Here is an 18,966-nt window from a genome sequence, read left to right on the forward strand (position 1 = left end):
TCAGTAACTCATGAAGAAACCTTAATAATTTGACATCTAAGTTTTAGCAAAATTAATACTTCTTAACTGAAATTCCCCTGGCTCAAAACAATGGAATCCTTGCCTGGAAAGGGTGTAGCGCAATTTTTTTAATCCCCTCACTGGGTACATCTGTCTGCCTCAACGACCCAGACGGATGCGTGAGGTGGAAGCTTCGCGTGGTTGAGCCGTATCGCTTATTTCTTGCACAATCAGTGCGATCGCCGATCCTCAATAGGATTGATTGCTCATTGTATCAAAATTTATCTGTTCAGAGAAAAATTTCCAGAAAGCGAGTAACATTGACAAGAGTTAAATCGGCAAGTGTACTACTCTCTGTAATGCTTTCAGGTTGTGAGGAGCAATGAATGGAAACCAAGACTTTCCCTTGGGGCGTTTGCCTTGCGCTGTTAATCGGATCGACGGCTCAAGCGGCTTCCCCAGACCAATTAACCGAAGACCCCTTTCAGGATAAACAGCAACTCCCCCTATCTTCCGATGCTGTTGAACCTGTGGCCGAACCGAGAGCCTTATCGTTCTCGGAGGTGAAATTTGAACCCTTGGATCAAGCTCAACCTTCAAGTGCGATCGCCCCCACTAGAAATTTACCTGCAAATTTACCTGCAAACTTATCTCCAAATTTGAGAATCGCACAATCGATGCAGGGGGCGTTTGAGGACGAAGATCTGGTTCAGGTAACATCCGTTTCTCAATTGGCCGATGTTCAGCCGACGGACTGGGCGTTTCAAGCGTTACAATCTTTGGTTGAACGCTACGGCTGTATTGCGGGCTATCCCGATGGCACCTACAAAGGCAACCGGGCGATGACCCGTTACGAGTTTGCTGCGGGTTTATATTCCTGTCTGTCGCGGGTCAATGAACTAATTGGTGCCGCCACCGCCGATAAAGTCTCGCGGGATGACCTGGCGATTATCCAACGTTTACAGGAAGAATTCGCCGCAGAACTGGCGGGGTTAGCGGGTCGAATTACCGCTTTAGAATCCCGTACCGCCGAACTCGAAGCCAATCAATTCTCAACCACAACCGTATTCGGTGGAGAGGCAATTTTTGGTTTGGGCTTTGCGGGAGGTGGCGTTCCGCCCGGTAATGAGGATGATCGTCAAGCCGTATTCCATTACCTGCTGCGTTTGGGTATGGTTTCCTCGTTTAGCGGGTTAGACCGCTTGAGAATTGGTCTGCTGTCGGGAAACTTTGCCAACCGAGGATATGCAGGAACCGTTGACAATCCTTCCCTAGCAACGGACATGGCTTTGCTGTCCTATCAAGCGGATACCCAGGATGATGTGATTCTGGATTCCCTAGAATATCGATTTCCCGCCTTTAATAATCGAGTGGTTTTCACGGTTAAACCGTTGGGATTTAGTTTGAGTGACGTTTTGACGGCTAACTCTCCGTTTTTTGATACGGGACGGGGTTCAATTTCTCGCTTTGGTGAGGCCAATCCTATCTTTAAAATCGGGGCTTTAGAAGGGGGATTTGGGACGGACTGGTTGGTTACGAATCGATTGCGGCTACAAGTCGCTTACGGAACTCGTGGGATTAATGATGCGACTCAGGGGATGTTCAACTCCGATCACAGTGCGTTGGGGGTTCAACTTTTGGCCAAACCTTCCGCGAATACCTTGGCGGGGTTAACTTACATTAATTCCTATTCCTCCAATGGATTTTTGGATCGGTTAACGGGAAGTTTTAACGCAGACTCCTCTGGATTAATTTCAGAACCCATGCAATTTAATACGGTGGGTGCATCCTTCCAATGGCGAGTGAATCGTAAAATTACCTTGGCCGCTTGGGGAGGTGTTACTTTTGGTGAGTCTACAATTAGTGACGCTTACGCCAATACCACCACCTACACCGTTTCTTTCGGGTTATCCGATCCCTTTAACCGCGAAGGGGACTTATTTGCCGTTATTTTTGGTCAGCCTCCCAAATTAGAAGAAGGTCGGGGTTTATTGGAAGGCGACGACCCGGATACCTCTTTGCATATTGAGACATTCTATCGCTTCCGAGTCAACGACTATATTTGGTTGACTCCCGGTGTTTTTGTGGTGACTGACCCCGAACACAACTCAGATAATGACACGCTGGTGATTGGTGTTCTCAGAGGAGCATTTCTTTTCTAAGATCTCGGTAGAATCAAAAGTAACTGCGATCGCGATTGTTAACCGATGAGGACAGGAAAATGAACATCTCAAATTTGTCAAGATCTTTTAGGAATTTATCAGTGGTTGCGATCGCAACTACAATTATGAGTGGAACGCTGATTTGGGTTGAAGGGGTTCAGGCTCAAACTTCCGACCTGCAAGCCCAGCGCCGCATAAAACCCACCTTTTTTGAAGATGAGCAAGAGGTTGAGTTGCGTCGGGGATTTAGAGATACATTTCTCGGAGATGCACTGGGCGGGGTTGCAGATCCGTTGGGACGATCGGCAGGTGTGGGTACGACGGTGGACTCTCTGAAAAATGCCGAATTTCGAGATGGAAGAATTCCCGTAAGAGCGGGAGTACGAACTCTAATTCCCAGCGCGGGAGAACCTGCACTCACACCTCGGCAAGTTTCCCCATCCACTCCCAGCCGACCTTCGCAGCCGACTCCCACACTGCCTTCTGGCTTTGACCGCACAAATGTAATTATTCGCTGATTTGTTAAATCCATTTTGAAGGGATTGGGATAATTGATCTCCTTGATCCCTTCAGAGCGAAATATTAACCAAAAGTCAGATCGGTGAAAACCAGTTTATCGGCTTGGCTTCCGATAACAACAGAACGGGCAATTCCGTCAAAACCAACACTAAAGGGTTCAGCGCTAATTTCATAAGCACCTGGAGTATCACCCGAATCATTAGTTTCGGGCAATTGTGTTGCAGCCACCAAAGGTGTTCCTCCTCCATTGACTTGATCGTAAATTGTGACCGTATGACCGGAGAAGAAGGGGGAAGCATAACGGAATGAGAACTGTTGCTCAAATCCTGCCGGAACGTTAAGGATAATTGAATCTCCCTGATCGTAGGTAATGGCGTTGCTATTTAACGGATCGGCATCCATAAAGTTTCCACTACCATCCTGTTCAAAACTGACAATTCCAAGGGCGTTATCAGAAATCTCTACACCCGCGTTAATGAATGAGTCAAGACTATTAACAGGTTCTAAATCTTCAATCCCACTGAGATCGAGCGGAACACCCACATCGCTAGCGTTAATTGTCAAAGTTGCTTGTCTAAATGAATCGGAATCTACAGATGGGGACGGAGCGAAGCCTCTGATTGGAATTAAGGCATTTTCGTCAACACCACCATCTGGTTGAGCAAATTGGTTCTCGGGGGGGAATGGAAATTCACTCGAAAGTCCTGCTGTGACCTGCGCCGCCTCACCCGCAGCCAAGGTAATCGCCAGAACCGGAGTCGTTAAGTTTGGTTGTTCATCTGTTGGTTCAACTCGAACCACATAAGCATCTTCTGTGGGAGCAAAACCCGTCACAGGGTCAATATTTGGTGTGGGTGGTAAATCCAGAAAGATAAAGTTTCCGTTGGAGTCAGTTGTAGTCGTTGGTTCACCATCATCGCGACTGCTATCATTATCCAAGTCAAGGTAAACTGTAGCATCCCCTAAAGGTCCATCTGGTATCTCTGTGACTGAATCTATATCAAGTAAAGAGTTAGCATTGAGGTCATTGAACACAACACCAGAAATACTATTACTGGGAATATCAGGAACGGAGGGAGTTTCTTCGGGAAGGCGTCCTAATGTTGCACCACCTGTAGGGTTAACCAGATTCAGAATAATTGTCTCATCAGGCTCAATTAACGGATCGTCTACAATAGGAATCGTAACTAATTTGGGTTCACTATCTCCATTGGCGAAAGTCACAGTTTGAGGCTCAGGCGTTGGATTATAATCTAATCCTGGTGTTGCTGTACCGGGAGCAGTCTCTACCGTAGCGCTAACCTCACCAACACTTCCTTCTGTGCGAGTCACCAGAATTTCCATTTCCGATGTCCCATCTTCATTGATTCGATAGCTTGCTTCATTGAAGCCTAAAATACCTGGAAGACCATTACCGAAGTTAACATTAAGAGCATTGACAGCATCACTACCTGACTCAATGACAATAGGATTAGGAGTTAAAGTGGGGAGAAAAGAGCCTGAATTGACTTGGCGAACACTATAGGTATCGGGAAATAAATTACCAAATAGATAGTTTCCGGCGACATCACTAATAGTTGTCGGTTCTTCTGGATTCGGAATATTATCACGATTTAAGTCTAAAAATACAGGAAAGTTTGGCAGTCCGGGTTCATCTAAGTCCCGAATACCATTAGCATTGAGGTCATTAAAAAATGTTCCTCGAATACTCCCTAATTCAACATTACCAATATTAAAAGATACATTTTCTCCATCCGAAACTGTAATGGGTTCTTCGTCGGGAGTTGTACGTGCAAAACCAGGGGGTAGCAGTTCGCGAACGAAGTACGAACCCGGTGTTAAATCTACAAACTCATAAGAACCATCTGCTCCTGTAGATACAAAGGGTTCATTATTAATAGGATCATTGCTGTTAAGATCTAGCTGACCGTTGTTATTGAGATCAAGGTAGATTGTTACTCCACCAATACCCTGTTCTCCCGGATCTAAATTCTCATTGTCATTCGCATCATTAAACTTCGTTCCGCTAATTTGACCAGTTTCCGGTGATGCTTCTCGAAAGTTACCAAAGTTCAGTATGCTTTCTTGATTAGCAATAACTTCAACTGTGAGGTCAGCTTCAGAGTTTGGAGAAGTTTGAATAAAACCTGGCTGTTGAACTTCTCTGACAATGTATGTTCCTGGATCTAGGTTATCAAAACGATACTCACCCTGATTGTTTGTAGAGTCTGAGAATTCACCATCATTGAAGATACCATCATTGTTGCTATCTATATAAATTGTGAAGCCGGGTAATGGATCTTCGTTGGGGTCTTGAATACCATTTTGATTCAAATCCTCAAACTTAACACCAGCAATTGTACCCGTTTCAGGGATTCGTGGAACGTTACCAATGTTAGCAGTCGTAGGCTGTTCACTCGCGGTAACTTCAACTGGAACTCCATCAAGACTTTGAAGAAATTCAAGTTGTTGTTCCTCTGTTAAATCTTCTCGAAGTACCCACTCTCCAACTGGAACATCTAAGATAGAATAGCTACCATTTTCATCGGTAATACCAGAAGGTTCATTCTCATCTCGTTGTCCATCTCCATCCAAATCCACATAAATTGTAAATCCTGAAAGTAACAACTCTTCTGGATCTTGAACTCCATTTGTTGGGGAATCGTCTTGAAACTTAACCCCTGTAATACTACCTGTTTCAACTGCTTCTGCTTGGTTTCCAATATCAAATTCTGTAACGCTATCGGCTGAAACAGTTATTTCCTGTGGAGGGGTTGTGCGTGTAAAACCGAGTTGTGGTTCCTCTCGAACAACATAAGTCCCTGGAGTTAGATTATTAAATAGAAAGCTACCATCACTATCTGTTATTGTTTCTTGAATAACTTCCCTTCCATTTTCACTAATCAACTCTAGGAAGATTGGGACATCAGGGATTCTGGTTTCTCCATCTTCTGGATCAAAATTGCCATCTTGATCAAAAAGATCGTTAAATTTCACCCCTTGAATACTTCCTAAACCGGGAATTTGCCGAACATTTAGGATATTGAAGGAAACTGTTTCATTGGCGATGAGAGGAATCTCAGCAGGAGTATCTTCGCTAACAAAACCTTCAGGTAAAACTTGATTGAGAGTAACCGTATCAACAGGAAGATTAAAGAATGTATAGGAACCATCAGCACCCGTTGGTGTTTGCGGTTCTCCCTCCTCTGGTAAATCATTTTCATTGGTATCTATGAAAACTAAAACACCCTCTAGACCTTCGCCTGGATCAAATTCACCATTACCATTTACATCTTCAAAAACGGCTCCCGTTAAGGTACTTAAGCCTTGTGGTTCTTGTACCTCAAATGCACCAATATCAACAACTGCTTCACCATTTCCACTCCCATCAACAATTCGGTCAAACCCGTCTCCTCGTTGGTCTGTTATAAGTTCATTTTGATTAGCAATATCATTATTACCTGCATCAATAGCCGGACTACCCGGAACTAACGCATGGGTTGCAGTAGAACCCCCATTATTTCTTAACTCAACATCAAGAATATCATCAAGAGACAAACCATCTGGAATGCCAATTAAATTATCGTTTCCTTGAACTTCATCCGATAGATCTACTGAAGCACCACCAGTTAAAGATGCACTGCCTGTATTTCCAGCTATAATTGAATTATTGATAGGAATACGAGAATTTATATTCTGACTACTAATCCCTCCTACTGATGTCGCACTATTTTGAGTGATTGTACTGTTATTAATAACGAGAGTACCATCTGGGAAACCCACTTCCTGGAAGAAAATAGCCAAACCACCACCACGACTATCTGCTCTATTTCCCGAAATTGTACTGTTATTGATTACCGCACCTGAAGTTTCTATTCCACCACCAATCTCTGCTCTATTCCCCGAAATTGTACTGTTATTAACCCTTAGATTACTGGCACTAATTCCACCTCCAAAACCACTGCTAAAAACTTCACTAGATACTGCAAGAACTATGTTTTCAGAAATTGTACTATTAATTATTGTTGTTGAATTGTCAAAACCATTACTGGCAATCCCCCCACCTGCACCACTTGCTGTATTTTCGGAAATCCGACTATTAATTACAGTGAGATTCTCCGCACTGAAAATTCCACCACCCGGTTCTGAATTTGTAGCTAAATTTTCATCCAGTTCTAATGCAAAAGGTGTTCTGCCACCTGTAATAGTCAATCCATTAATTTCAACCTGTTTATTCTCGTCATTATTACCATCATTTATATTAAAAACGCGAGAATTTTGATTTGCATCAACTGTGATTCGATCAGCACCCAAACCATTAATCGTTAGATTTTCTGTAATTGTTAATTGTCCCAAACTTAAATTAATTGTTTGAGGAGTTGCAAAGACATTAGGATCAAATTCAATTGTGTTCGAGTCTGGGTTACTATTTGCTAATTCTATAGCTTCGCGTAGAGAGAGATCAGAAGGGTCTGTTAGAGGTTCAGGATCATTTTCATCTTCGGTTGTTGTGACGATTAACGTAGTAGGAATAGTAGGTTGCGGTTCAACAGCGTTAACAGTAATAGTAACATTAGCTGTATCGGTAGCTAAACCATCGGTAATAGTGTAGGTAAAAGTAGCACCGCTAAACTCTGAACTAGGGGTATAGTCGATGAAATCATCAGTCGTGTCATCGAGCGTACCGTTATCATTGATAATCGCAGTTCCATTCGTTGGAGTTGTTGTAATTTCAGTGATACTTAAGGGGCTTGGGCTATTGTCTGGGTCTGAGTCATTTGCAAGAACATCAATGGAAATAGGTGTCCCTGCATTGGTTGTAGCGGTATCATCTACAGCAATTGGAGGTTGATTGGGAATAGGGAAATTTAAAATATTAACATCAATCCGTTCATTTGGATCGTCCGTTGTCGTAATAGCTAAGGGAACTCCTACAGGTTCACTGAAACGATCAATCGTCTCTTGATCTAAAGTAAACTCCCCTGCTGGCAAATTTGTGAACTCATAATTACCATTATCATTCGTTAAATCTGTTCGTCGTTCTCCATCAGGTTCACCATCCCCATCTAAATCATCAGGTTCACCATCCCCATCTAAATCTTCTGTTGGCCCAACTAGAATTACTGTAACGTCAGGAAGACCTTCACCGAGGTCAAAAATACCGTTAGCGGTAATACTATCCTGAAAAACTGAGCCTCGAATTGTACTCACAATTTAACTCCTCCACCAAAATATTGTGTAAAGACGAGTCCTGTAGGACTACATAAAGTTGTTAGTTCAATTAAGCTCAGTAGCTAACACCCATTCTGAAAAGGCCAGACCAACAACTTTATCCTCCTGCTACCTCCAGTTCTCAGCCATTATCCAATGTAGCATTGACAGTCAGCCTAAACAAAGCAGCGATCGCCATGCGTGTCAGTTAATGCAAGCAACAGCAAGAATTTCGGCGATCGCCTACGCAGTTCCGAAGTCACATAAGGCATTTAGTCAGTATACAACTTTATTTTCATGTAGAAACCTCGCAACGACCGAGAGTCTTTAAGTCAGTAGACAAGTTTATTTATTAAACCTTGATGCAAGGAGACGAGAAACATAGCATTTTAGCTATTTATAGTATACGACTTTATTTTAAAACAACAGTTGTAAAAAGCCAATAAAGTTGTACACTACCTAACAAAGCTGTAGACTAAGGAAGTAAACTTTACTTGCACAGTTTTCCAGAAGCTCAAGTTCTGGAGACTGGCTTGTATTAACCATCTGGGTGAAGTAATCAGATGGCTAAACGCAATCTGTGTAATCAGCGCATCATCCGCGATTCTGACTTTTTAATTTTCTAATTTTATAATCAACTCAAACTCGCCTTTAGTTAATGGCATTACTGAGAGTCTTGGCTGTTTGACTAAGCCGATATTTGCTAATTCAGGAGTTTCTTTTATCTGGCTTAATGTAATTGGTTTCTCAAAGGTTTCTACTGGCTCAAAGGTGACGCTTAACCATTTGGGATCATCGGTGGTTGGGTCTTGATGGGCAGTGACGATTACTTTCATTTTACCCATGATGCTGTTTCCTTCTTGGCTATGGTAAAACAAGACTTCATCGTTTAGTTGCATGGCTTTGAGGTTATTCCGTGCTTGGGGATTGCGGACGGAATAAATTTCAAATTTTCCATGTAATAGGATTTTTCGCCAACTGTAGCGGAAGGGTGCGAATTTTACTAGCCAGTAGTTCATATTAATTAAATTCTGAACACGGATTAAGGGGATTACTCAGATTAGAACACGGATTAGGCAGATTACGCAGATTGCACGGATTAAGTTATCTGTTACAGTAATAGACAATTAAAATCTGTGAAATCAGTGTAATCCGTCTAATCCGTGTTCAGATGTTTATGTTCGTATTAGTCTTTTAAATTCTAGGCTTTTACTTCCAAAATTAATTAATAGTCCGACTTCGAGTTTATAGACTTTGAGGTAATTTAGGGCTTGGGCAAAGTGGACATCTTCTAGTTGCTTGGTGGCTTTAAGTTCGACTAATATTTTTTCTTCGACTACAAAATCAGCGCGGCGTGTGCCGATTGGTTCGGGTAGATTTTTGTAATAGATTTGTTGTTCTATTTCTCTAGCAAATGTTAATCCTGCTTGATGAAATTCGTAGGCTAGGGCGCGTTGATAGATTACTTCTTGGAAGCCGTTACCAAGAAATTTATGGACTTCAAATGATGCGCCGATGATTTTTTGGGTGATGTCTTGGTGTTTGAAGGTCATAATAAAACTCTGAACACGGATTATACGGATTACGCTGATTTCACTGATTTTAATCTATTCAATCTCCTAAAATCCAAAAAATCTGTGCAATCTGTGTAATCCCCTCAATCCGTGTTCAAGTGTTGTTTTTTCCGCAGGTTAGCTTTCTGAGCTTGCGATAACTTTGGATATCTACGCGCATACCAATTTTCAACTTCGGCAATATCTTCGGCGTTAAGTCCATAGGCTTCATAGACTAATTTATCTATTTCTATCTGTTCGTGACTGGCATAATCATAACGTGGATTAGTTTTTTGTTTTTGGATAATCTTAGAAACTGCATCTATTAATTTGGAATTGTTCCCTAGTACAAAAGCCATTTCCATAATATCACCAGACATTGAATGAACTGTTCCATTAAGAGTATTCTTCTGGTGATATTTAGTAAGTTTTGAGGAAAATATTCCTATTTGATAATTTACATTTATAAAGTCACAAAATATACAAGATCCTTCTTTATCATAAACACTAGGTAAATGGATTCTAAAGGTAGGAGCATAAATTCCTGTAGGAGAAAAAGTTATTGCTTCTTTGAAATATGTCTCAGGATTTCTGATAACAGCCGCATTAGTTGTTTCATAATGACTCTTTATTAATGTTGCTTCTTTATATTCTCTAATTCTTTGAGCGACAGTATAATTTTTCAATCTACCTACACTCCACTCACTCCAATCAATAAAATAATTAGTCGGAACAAAATAGTTTGGCATCCAGCCATCATCTGAGTCACTTTCACCACCCTTATCATAAGGAACAATATAACGCCCACCAAAATATCTTTGACTTGAATAATCATCTTTAGAAATGCCTTTATTAATCACCTCTAAACGCAAATTCTCATTATTTCTAATCTTGTCTAAATCTTCCTCAGTCAGCAAATACTTTCTAAAATCTTCAATACTGCGATAATTACCCCTTGCATCAGGATTTTGGAATAAATAAGCCTGATTATCACCAGTTTGTAAACCAACCTTTACATCCGCAATATCCCCTAACTTCACTACTTCAATCTCTTTCCCATTCATCTCAATCTTGCGTACAGTTACCCTTTTACCACCAATTTCCTGTACAATAGTTTTTGGCATACAATCAGGATCATTACTATCATTCATCAAAGCAAACAACTTAGGACTAGCCACAAAAAACGGCAAATTTCTATTAGTCTTAATCAAAGTTTGTGGATAATAATAAATCCCATACTCCTCATTACTCACACATTCTTTAACCTTGTCAAAAGTAATTCCCCTCGCCAGTCCCAACAACTCCACAAACCGACTATAACTATCATGAACACTCACATTAGTCATATCCACCATCTGACAAACATGATCCTGATTAAAAGATTTTGACGTATTGCGTTCACAAATAATAATCGCCGTATTTACAGTTGCCTTAAAAAAATGGAGCAGCCACTGTCGCATGGGTAAACCAATGACGCAATAATTCCTTATTTTGTCCTGTGATCTGTTTACCAGTTATCTCTTTACTAAAAGACGAAAAAGCACCATCTAAAACTGTCACAATCTCTTCGACAACTAAATTTTTCTCCTCAAGTGACAAATCTGGCTTGTAATACTTGAGTCTAGCGATTTTTAACTGGGGAATTGCATCAGACGAAAATAAATCTGGCTGAATATTTTTGAGACTATTTGCACAAATAATCTTTGTCTCAATATTTGGCATCGGTGTAATGCCTTTCTCAACCTTTTGATCGATTAGCAAAGAGATAAAAAAGCGTAACTTCGTAATCTGTACCGCCAAAGGCTGAATATCAATGCCATAGATGCTATCCCGAATAATCCCTAACTTACGACTGTAATCATCTAAATGTTGCTTGAGTGTCTTCTCAAACTCATCTCGATAATTAGCATCCACAGGTTGTAACTTTAGCCGTAACCATTTGGAATTATCTGGATCAACCAACTTCAAAATATCGACCAAACGATGCAAAACACCCATCGGGAAAGCGCCCGAACCACAGGCAGGGTCAAGCACCTTGAAGCGATCAATGCCATTAACCACACCTTCACAAAAAGCATCGTTCGCATTATCTAGGATATTCTCATAGACCAATTTTTTCAGGATTTCCACATTCTCAGGAGTAGTATGTTTTTTAAGATAAATAAACAAGCTCTCATTCACCATTTCCTGAATCACCTTACGCGGTGTGTAATAGCTCCCTGTCTGCTTACGGATACTCTTGATCGTACTCTCTTCCAAATTTGGATCAAGTTCTGCCAATAGGTTTTCAAAGACTAAACCCAACAACTCAGGATCTAAAGCAATATCTTCGTCATAGGGCGTATTCTCTTCCAAAGTGAATTTATAGGACTTGAAAATTTCATTTAATCCCTTATGATAAACTTTAGTAATATCAGTTTTTTTAGCTTTAGCCTTACCCTTAGCCTTAGTAACCATTTCTTCTGTTTCAATCCCATAAAACAGAAAATTAGGTACACGCATTACCGTATCTTCAATACTTTCTTTGGCATTATCTTCATCCAACTTATCAAAAATACCGCCATTCAAATAGGGAATTTCGGTAAAGCATTCAACCTGAAAATCAGAATGTAAATACTTAGTCCATTTAAAATCTTTGAGCGATTTTTTATCCTTTTGATTTAATGAATTGAAAAAGATATTTTGTAAAATGCCACGATAGTAGCTATTTGACTCTAAAAAGTTATCATCCTCAAAATCTTTAACCAAAGGATAAACCTGACCATCCCAGTCTCTAAGCTCTAAAAGTTCAGGTTTAATCAATCCTTTCTCCTTAATAAACCAGCAAAACATAGTTCGAGCAAGCAAACGCACCAAAAAGTTTTTGATATTTTCGTTGTCTGGCAAATATTCAGGTCTATAAGGAAGTTTTATCTTCTGCGACGCATAATAAAACCACCCTTGTAAATCAGCATAAAACTGGTTATTTAAAGCTTGTAATGAAAATACTATTTGCCAATAGTCATACAACTTTTTAAAACTATTAACTTTACTCGTATCAATCTTTAAACCCTTAAAATTCTTATTCCCAAAAATAATTTTTTCATGTGCCGCGTGAATATTGCTAATACTCACATCCCTTAACAGAGTTACTTTGCCAGCCTTCTCCCCTTCTTGATTCCGCTTATATATCGCTCTTGGTCTTTGTTTACAGTCAGAAAATCTAAAACCTCTTTTTGATTGTTTAAAACCAACTTGCCCGACTTGTCGATATAAATCAAGTCAAACACCTGATATTGATGATCGAGCTTCTTTGATGGCTTCGCAGGATAACCAAGCAAAGCCACAATCCCGTTGCGATCGCCTGTCGCCATATCTCCCACCAATCCCGAATAAACACCCTTGGGCATCTGGCGATATTTATCCTTATGCCGATTAAACTCAGCAAGTAAATCCTGTCGATAGCGCTCCAAAGACAAACTATCAAAGCCTAACCCTTGATCGCTTACCTCGATATCATCCCAAGTGATCAGCATTTGCTCCATCATGCGATCATTCATCTTGCGATCAAAATCCTCATCATGAGCCATCTTTGCAAAGCTATCCGAAAACTGATGATCGACCTCAGAGCCAGCCAACTTCATCGCCGCCATGCGTTGCTCAATCCTTCCTTGCAGATTGAGGTAAGAATTAATATTGTCTGAGGGCCAGAAGTTAATCCCGAAAATTTGCTCATTTGGACTACCCAAGCGATCAATCCGTCCCATCCGTTGAATAATCCGCACAGGGTTCCAATGGATATCGTAATTAATCACCATATCGGCATCCTGCAAGTTCTGCCCCTCGCTGAGGGCATCCGTAGCAATCAAGATATCAATGGGCTTAGTTAACTTCTGGTGAGTTTCAGGATGGTTTTCTTTAATCCAATTTTTCCATTCTGCAAAAGCCTCTAACCCTTGTTTGTCAGATTCAAAAGTCCATTCTTTTTCACGAAACAGTTTGGTATAGGGTGCAAATCTTTCGAGAATCGCTTCCATAGACTGTTTGCGATTGCTATCATCTGATGAGTAAGAGCCTGTCCCCGATGCGATCGCAATCTCCTCAAATCCTCTAGCCTGAAGCTGTTTAAACAGATATTCCGCCGTATCTCGATAGACCGTAAAAATTACCACCTTGCGATTATGGTTATTTGCGCCCAACTTACGTTTTTTGAGAATCTCTGCAATCAGAGCCTTCAACTTATCATCACAGGATTTTAGCCGATCCGACTTCTTGGAAGCTGGAGCAATTTCTTTGTCAAGTTTTACAGCAAATTTTTGTAAGTTGACCGAAAGCTTATCTAGAGCATCTAAATCTTGTTTCAGATCCTCTTTAAACTTGTCTAAGTTCCCAGCTTGATCAATTTCGGCGATACTAATCGGGCGTTTTTTGCCTAGCGTATACTGCTCAACCGCTTCTGTAAACTCATCGTCATTTTGATCATCATCCAAGTTTTCCGCATCATTTTCTAAGATTACAGTTTTTGCCTTGCTTGCTTGATAAGCCTTAATCTTATCTAAAGCATTTTGATGATGATTCTTAATTTTCTCAACCGTTGAATAGAAAGAGAACCAAGAAGACTCTAAACGCTTCACCATGAGGATATAAATCATTTGTACGAGAAAGTGATCGCGCTGCTTTTCATCTCGCAAAATATCCTTTTTCTTCTCTGAGCCATCATCTGCATAAAAAGCGGGCTGATAGCCTGACAACATCGGTGGAAAATGGTCAAACAGTTCCTCAAAAGTATCAAAGTTACCAAGCTGGTGAGGGGTCACAAATAAATTGACGGGCTTATTTTTAAAAGGAAAGATTAAGTCATTATCCTGACTTTCCAACATCTTGCGAGTTCTTGCTACTAGCAGAGAATCGGTCAATCTAAAGAAATCGTTACCTGAGAGTTGTTTAATGAAGTCTCCGATTTTATGATTTTTCTCTTTGCGCCATTTATTAAATACTGTCTGTGCCTGTTTGAAAGAATAATCAATATTTCTGACACCTAGTTTTGCTTCAAAGCCATGAACATTCCCCTGCACCATTAACTTAAACTGGTTTCTGGCATCATTTAGAGAGTTATTGATCGGTGTTGCCGATATCAACAAAACTTTGACATCTTGGTTTTTTTGCAAAATCTGCTCAACCAGAAATTTATAACGATTGGCTTTGTCATTCCTGAGATTATGGCTTTCATCAATGACAATCAATTTAGGCTTATCATTACAAAAGAACTTATCACCGCGATCAGTGTAGGACTCTAAGCGAGAGTTACTCATATCCGTATGAAAGCGCAGAAAAAACTTGAGCTTATCGGATTCAAACTTAGAGGCTTGATCTTCCTTGTAGCGTCTCCAGTTATTCTCCAGTTTCTTCGGACAAAGTAATATCACCTCACGCCCCTGCATCTGGAAAAACTTTATCACTGCTAAAGCGCTCCAAGTTTTACCCAAACCCACCGCGTCCGCTAAGATTGCCCCATCATATTTCTGAAGCATCCGAATTAAACTCAGGACACCTTTTTTCTGGAAATCATACAGAGCATTAAAAACAGCCGTATTTTCTAACCTTCCCACTTGACGATTAAACTCTGGATCGTTCTCAATTTCCAGAATTTGATTGCCAAATAGCTCAAACAAAATTTTGTAGTAAATATCCCTTGGTGAATATTCAATAAATATTTTAGTGATCGCCTCAATTAAATATTGCTTAAAATCAATCTTTTTACTCGTGCCATCCTTAGCCAAAATTGTTTTTTCTTTGTGAGCTTGAGGCTTATTCCAGAGGGACTCAAACCATTTGACTAACTCTTTATATTGGTTACTGTTTCCCGTCTCAGCAATATTCAGTTCCAGATTATTAGTATGTTTTAAGCCAATCCCTGCTTCCGTCAGGTTCGAGCTACCTGAAATAAAGTATTTGTTGCGATCATCACTCTTCGATGGCTCAAACAAGTAACACTTAGCATGACAAAAATTCGGCTCTAAAGTTTTTGCTGTAACTTTGTCTTGTCTTAAAAAGATAACGGCTTCCTGTGCCAAACGACTAAGATTCAATGCCGCCTTTATCGTAATATTCTCATTTAGCAAATCTAAGGGACGATCATCGACTTGATCTAAGTTAACAATATCTCCCAGTACCAACCGAAACTTCGCAATTTTTTGATTAACCTGCTGCGAAAGATAAGCTAAAGCCCCAACCGTGAAATAGCCTGTAACGATATCAATAGTGCCTTCTTCTGTATATTCAACAATCCACTCATGGACTTTCAGATGTTTTTCATTGTCTAATATCATTTAGCCTTTCCTTGTAAAAGGGGTAACTCTAACAACTGTGTTATTAGAAACAAGTACAGGACTTACGCATAGGCGCTATTTGTAGGGTGGGTTAGCTCTTTTTTTGCTGTCGGAGAGTGACAAAAGAGAGCTAGAGCAGGGTTCCTCCCTCTGAGCAATCCTTGGCTTTGGCAATGACACCAATGATGGGGTGGCTTGCGGCAAGAGGGCGATCGCTTTTTAGTGGTTGCAAGAAAGAGCGATCATACAAACTGAGAGACCATAGGTAAGTGCCAGATTCTCTAACTCTATCACAAGCGCCAGAGTTAGAGTGTACAACTTTATTTTATTAATTTTGCCCCATTGATTTACACTGCTTCTCATTTAGTGTACAACTTTATTTTCTCAAGCGTCATAAGTTTTTACGAAATTGCAGTCATATATAGCAGTTTTCAGTTCTGTGAGGTACAGCACCGATTGGGTAGAAACCCGGTTTCTAGCAGAAACCGGGTTTCTGGTTTGTACCTCATACGAGCGCACACCGCTATATTAGGTTTTTATTGTACAATTTTATTGTTTATATACATTAATTATAACGAGAAAATAAGGTCGTTTACTATCGAATAAACTCATTGACTAAAAAATAAAGTTCTAGACCAGCAAATCAAGTTGTATACTGCTGATCTAGGGCTTTTGTACTATATTGGAATAGCGAGCAGTTAGATCAAGCTCTATAACCTCTATTAGTGAGGCTGTAAAATGGCTAAACCTAGTAGTCGTAGTAGTAGTTCGACTGTTATAGAAAAACGATTGCCGTCAGGTTGAGGTGAAGCTAAATTGCGATCGCTATATCATTACCACTGACTTAATATCTATTCCTCTTTATTGTTGGCTTGGATAAGCTGAAATACCAGCCAAATAGATTTTCAGTGATAATACTCTTAAAACTCCATGTCTCAACTCAAACGCCGTCATTTCCTACAATTTGCAGGTTCGACTCTAGCAACACTCGGTTTAAGTCAATTCGACTTCTTCCAACAAGCGGAACGTTATGGTCGAGTTTTAGCACAAACTACACCTCGTAAATTAGCATTATTAGTTGGAATTAACAACTATCAGGGAGCCAAATCATTAAAGGGTTGTCTCACCGATGTAGAATTGCAGAAACATTTACTCATTTATCGCTTTGGGTTTAACCCCAGTGATATTATAATTATATCTGACAATTCTCATCTAAAACCCACCCGTGAAAATATTATTCAAGCCTTTCAAGAACATTTAATTAAACAAGCCAAAGCAGATGATGTTGTCGTGTTTCATTATTCGGGACATGGTAGCCTAATTAAAGATCCCTTTCCCCTCGATTTAAAAGAATGTCGTGCAGAAAATCGTCCATACAATAGCTGCTTATACAACGGAACAATTGTACCTCAAAACGCTACACCTTTGGGTCAACAAGGAGAAGCCGTCACCGTTTCCGATATCATGGGACAAACCTTATTTTTATTAATGAGTCGGCTACAAACCGATAAGTTAACAACGATTTTGGATAGCTGTCATTCCGGTGCGGGAACGAGGGGAAATGCAGTGGTTCGGGCGGCGCGATTGACGAGAAGCGGCGAAGAATTGATTGCAAGCGAAATAGAATTGGAATTACAAGAACAATTATTAGCCGAATTGGGTTGGGGTAAAGAGGAATTTCAACGCAAACGAACCTCTGGAATTGCTAAGGGTGTTGCATTAGGTTCTGCTGGACGAACACAAGAAGCCATTGATGCACAATTTGACGGATTTCATGCGGGTGCATTCACCTATTTATTAACCCGTTATCTCTGGCAACTCACCTCAACTCAAAGTGTGGAATCAACGTATATTAATCTCCGACGCAGTACCCGCAGTTTAGCAGAATCTAAACAAAGTCGTACCGCCCAAATCCCTATATTAGAATACCAACCCGGAAGCAACTTTAATCAAAAACCGTTGTTTTTCCTGAACTTAACAACCCCTTCTGCTGAAGCCGTTATTACAAAAATTAGAGGAGAAACTATTGAATTTTGGTTGGGAGGTGTGGCATCTCAAAACCTCACAGGTTCGGAGAAAGAAGGCGTATTTTCGGTTTTAAATGAGTCGGGAAATATTGTCGGAGAAATTCAACAAACGTCTCGGGTTGAGGGTTTATTTGGAATAGGGAAACAAATCTCGGGAGACGCTTCGGCTATCAAAGAAGGTCGGCTTTTGCGGGAGAAAATAGTCGGAATTCCAAAAAATCCCAAGCTAAAACTAGCTTTAGATGAATCGTTGGGAGCGGATTTAAAAACCGCACAAGCTGAATTAGAATCGAATCAATGGGTTGAATTAGTGCCAGCAACTCAACTTGATAATAGCGGATATTTTTTAGGAAGATTCACAGAAAGCTACAAACAACAACAAACCCCAAGAAACCTCGAGATTGAACTTCCGTCTGTGAATAGTGTGGGTTTATTTCAACCAGATTTAACACCAGAACCTCAGTCTTTTGTTCGTTTGAATGAACGGATTGTTGATGCAATTAATCGATTGGAACCTACTTTTAAACGGTTACTAGCTAATCAAATTTTAGGGCAATTATTAAATGTGAGTCAGGGTTCACCGCTTCAAGTTCAAGCCGAAGTTTTTGGTGGGGTAAACGCGATAAAAGTGGCGAGTCGGGGCGCAGAATCCGGCAATCCTACAGCGAATTTATTGCAAGTTCCTTCGAGGACTAATTTGCAAGTAAAAGTAGAAAATTTTGAAAATCAAGACCTCTATTTAGGAGTGTTAGTGATTAGTGCAACGGGTTCAATTAATATTCTTTATCCCGCCGACTGGGAAGCGCCCGAAGAAGCCTCTAGAATTGATAGAAATGGCAGTTTGACGGTACCTCGCCCCAGAGAGGGTAACTTTCAAGTTCGAGGTGAATCCGGTCGTGCGCCCGAGTTGTTATTATTAGTGAGTCAGGAACCGCTACGCCAAGCCCTCAAAGCCATGCAAACCATTGCACGCAGTCGCGGAATGTCTCGCGGATTTATCACAGGTTTAACAGACAATGAACCCACCGATTTAATTAACGGTTTGCTAGAAGATTTAACGGGTTTTTCCCGCAGTGGTCAACCGGATAGAAATATTGCTTCAACTCAAGGTTCAATCCCCTACGAAACCTCAAAAATGGTAGTGCTTTCGGCTGTGATTGAAATCGTTAATTGATGTGAATCTATT

At 40.5% G+C, this 18,966-nt stretch carries 9 protein-coding genes; 3 read left to right on the forward strand and 6 right to left on the reverse strand.

What is annotated here, in order from left to right:
• The first annotated feature begins 386 nt into the window (after positions 1–386).
• Positions 387–2,162 carry an iron uptake porin gene (locus VB836_RS10045; protein ID WP_323219231.1) on the forward strand — a complete coding sequence of 592 codons (1,776 nt, stop codon included), beginning with the start codon at positions 387–389 and terminating at the stop codon, positions 2,160–2,162.
• Positions 2,163–2,221: 59 nt separating this feature from the next.
• The gene (locus tag VB836_RS10050) at positions 2,222–2,680 is read left to right on the forward strand and encodes a hypothetical protein (RefSeq protein WP_323219232.1); all 459 of its coding nucleotides are present in this window, start codon (positions 2,222–2,224) and stop codon (positions 2,678–2,680) included.
• A 64-nt stretch (positions 2,681–2,744) separates the two neighbouring features.
• Here the strand turns inward: VB836_RS10050 and VB836_RS10055 are convergent, their stop codons facing one another.
• The 6 genes from VB836_RS10055 to VB836_RS10080 form a co-directional block, all read right to left on the reverse strand.
• Positions 2,745–7,892: an SdrD B-like domain-containing protein gene (locus tag VB836_RS10055; protein ID WP_323219233.1), complete on the reverse strand. Its 5,148-nt coding sequence runs from the start codon at positions 7,890–7,892 to the stop codon at positions 2,745–2,747.
• A gap of 614 nt (positions 7,893–8,506) precedes the next feature.
• Entirely contained in the window at positions 8,507–8,911 is a 405-nt protein-coding gene (locus VB836_RS10060) for an EVE domain-containing protein (RefSeq protein WP_323219234.1), read from the reverse strand.
• 156 nt (positions 8,912–9,067) lie between these two features.
• The gene (locus tag VB836_RS10065; protein WP_046282166.1) at positions 9,068–9,445 is read right to left on the reverse strand and encodes a GxxExxY protein; all 378 of its coding nucleotides are present in this window, start codon (positions 9,443–9,445) and stop codon (positions 9,068–9,070) included.
• Positions 9,446–9,549: 104 nt separating this feature from the next.
• On the reverse strand, positions 9,550–10,905 hold the full coding sequence (locus VB836_RS10070; protein ID WP_323219235.1) for a hypothetical protein: 1,356 nt from the start codon (positions 10,903–10,905) through the stop codon (positions 9,550–9,552).
• The gene (locus VB836_RS10075; RefSeq protein WP_323219236.1) at positions 10,877–12,559 is read right to left on the reverse strand and encodes a DNA methyltransferase family protein; all 1,683 of its coding nucleotides are present in this window, start codon (positions 12,557–12,559) and stop codon (positions 10,877–10,879) included. Before VB836_RS10075 ends, VB836_RS10070 begins: the two co-directional genes overlap by 29 nt.
• A 14-nt stretch (positions 12,560–12,573) precedes the next feature.
• Positions 12,574–15,753, reverse strand: a complete 3,180-nt coding sequence (locus VB836_RS10080; RefSeq protein WP_323219237.1) for a helicase-related protein — start codon at positions 15,751–15,753, stop codon at positions 12,574–12,576.
• A 930-nt stretch (positions 15,754–16,683) separates the two neighbouring features.
• Here VB836_RS10080 and VB836_RS10085 point away from each other — a divergent pair.
• Positions 16,684–18,954 carry a caspase family protein gene (locus tag VB836_RS10085; protein ID WP_323219238.1) on the forward strand — a complete coding sequence of 757 codons (2,271 nt, stop codon included), beginning with the start codon at positions 16,684–16,686 and terminating at the stop codon, positions 18,952–18,954.
• Positions 18,955–18,966: the final 12 nt, after the last annotated feature.

Source organism: Limnoraphis robusta BA-68 BA1 (assembly GCF_034932365.1).
Taxonomy (GTDB): Bacteria; Cyanobacteriota; Cyanobacteriia; order Cyanobacteriales; family Microcoleaceae; genus Capilliphycus; species Capilliphycus robustus.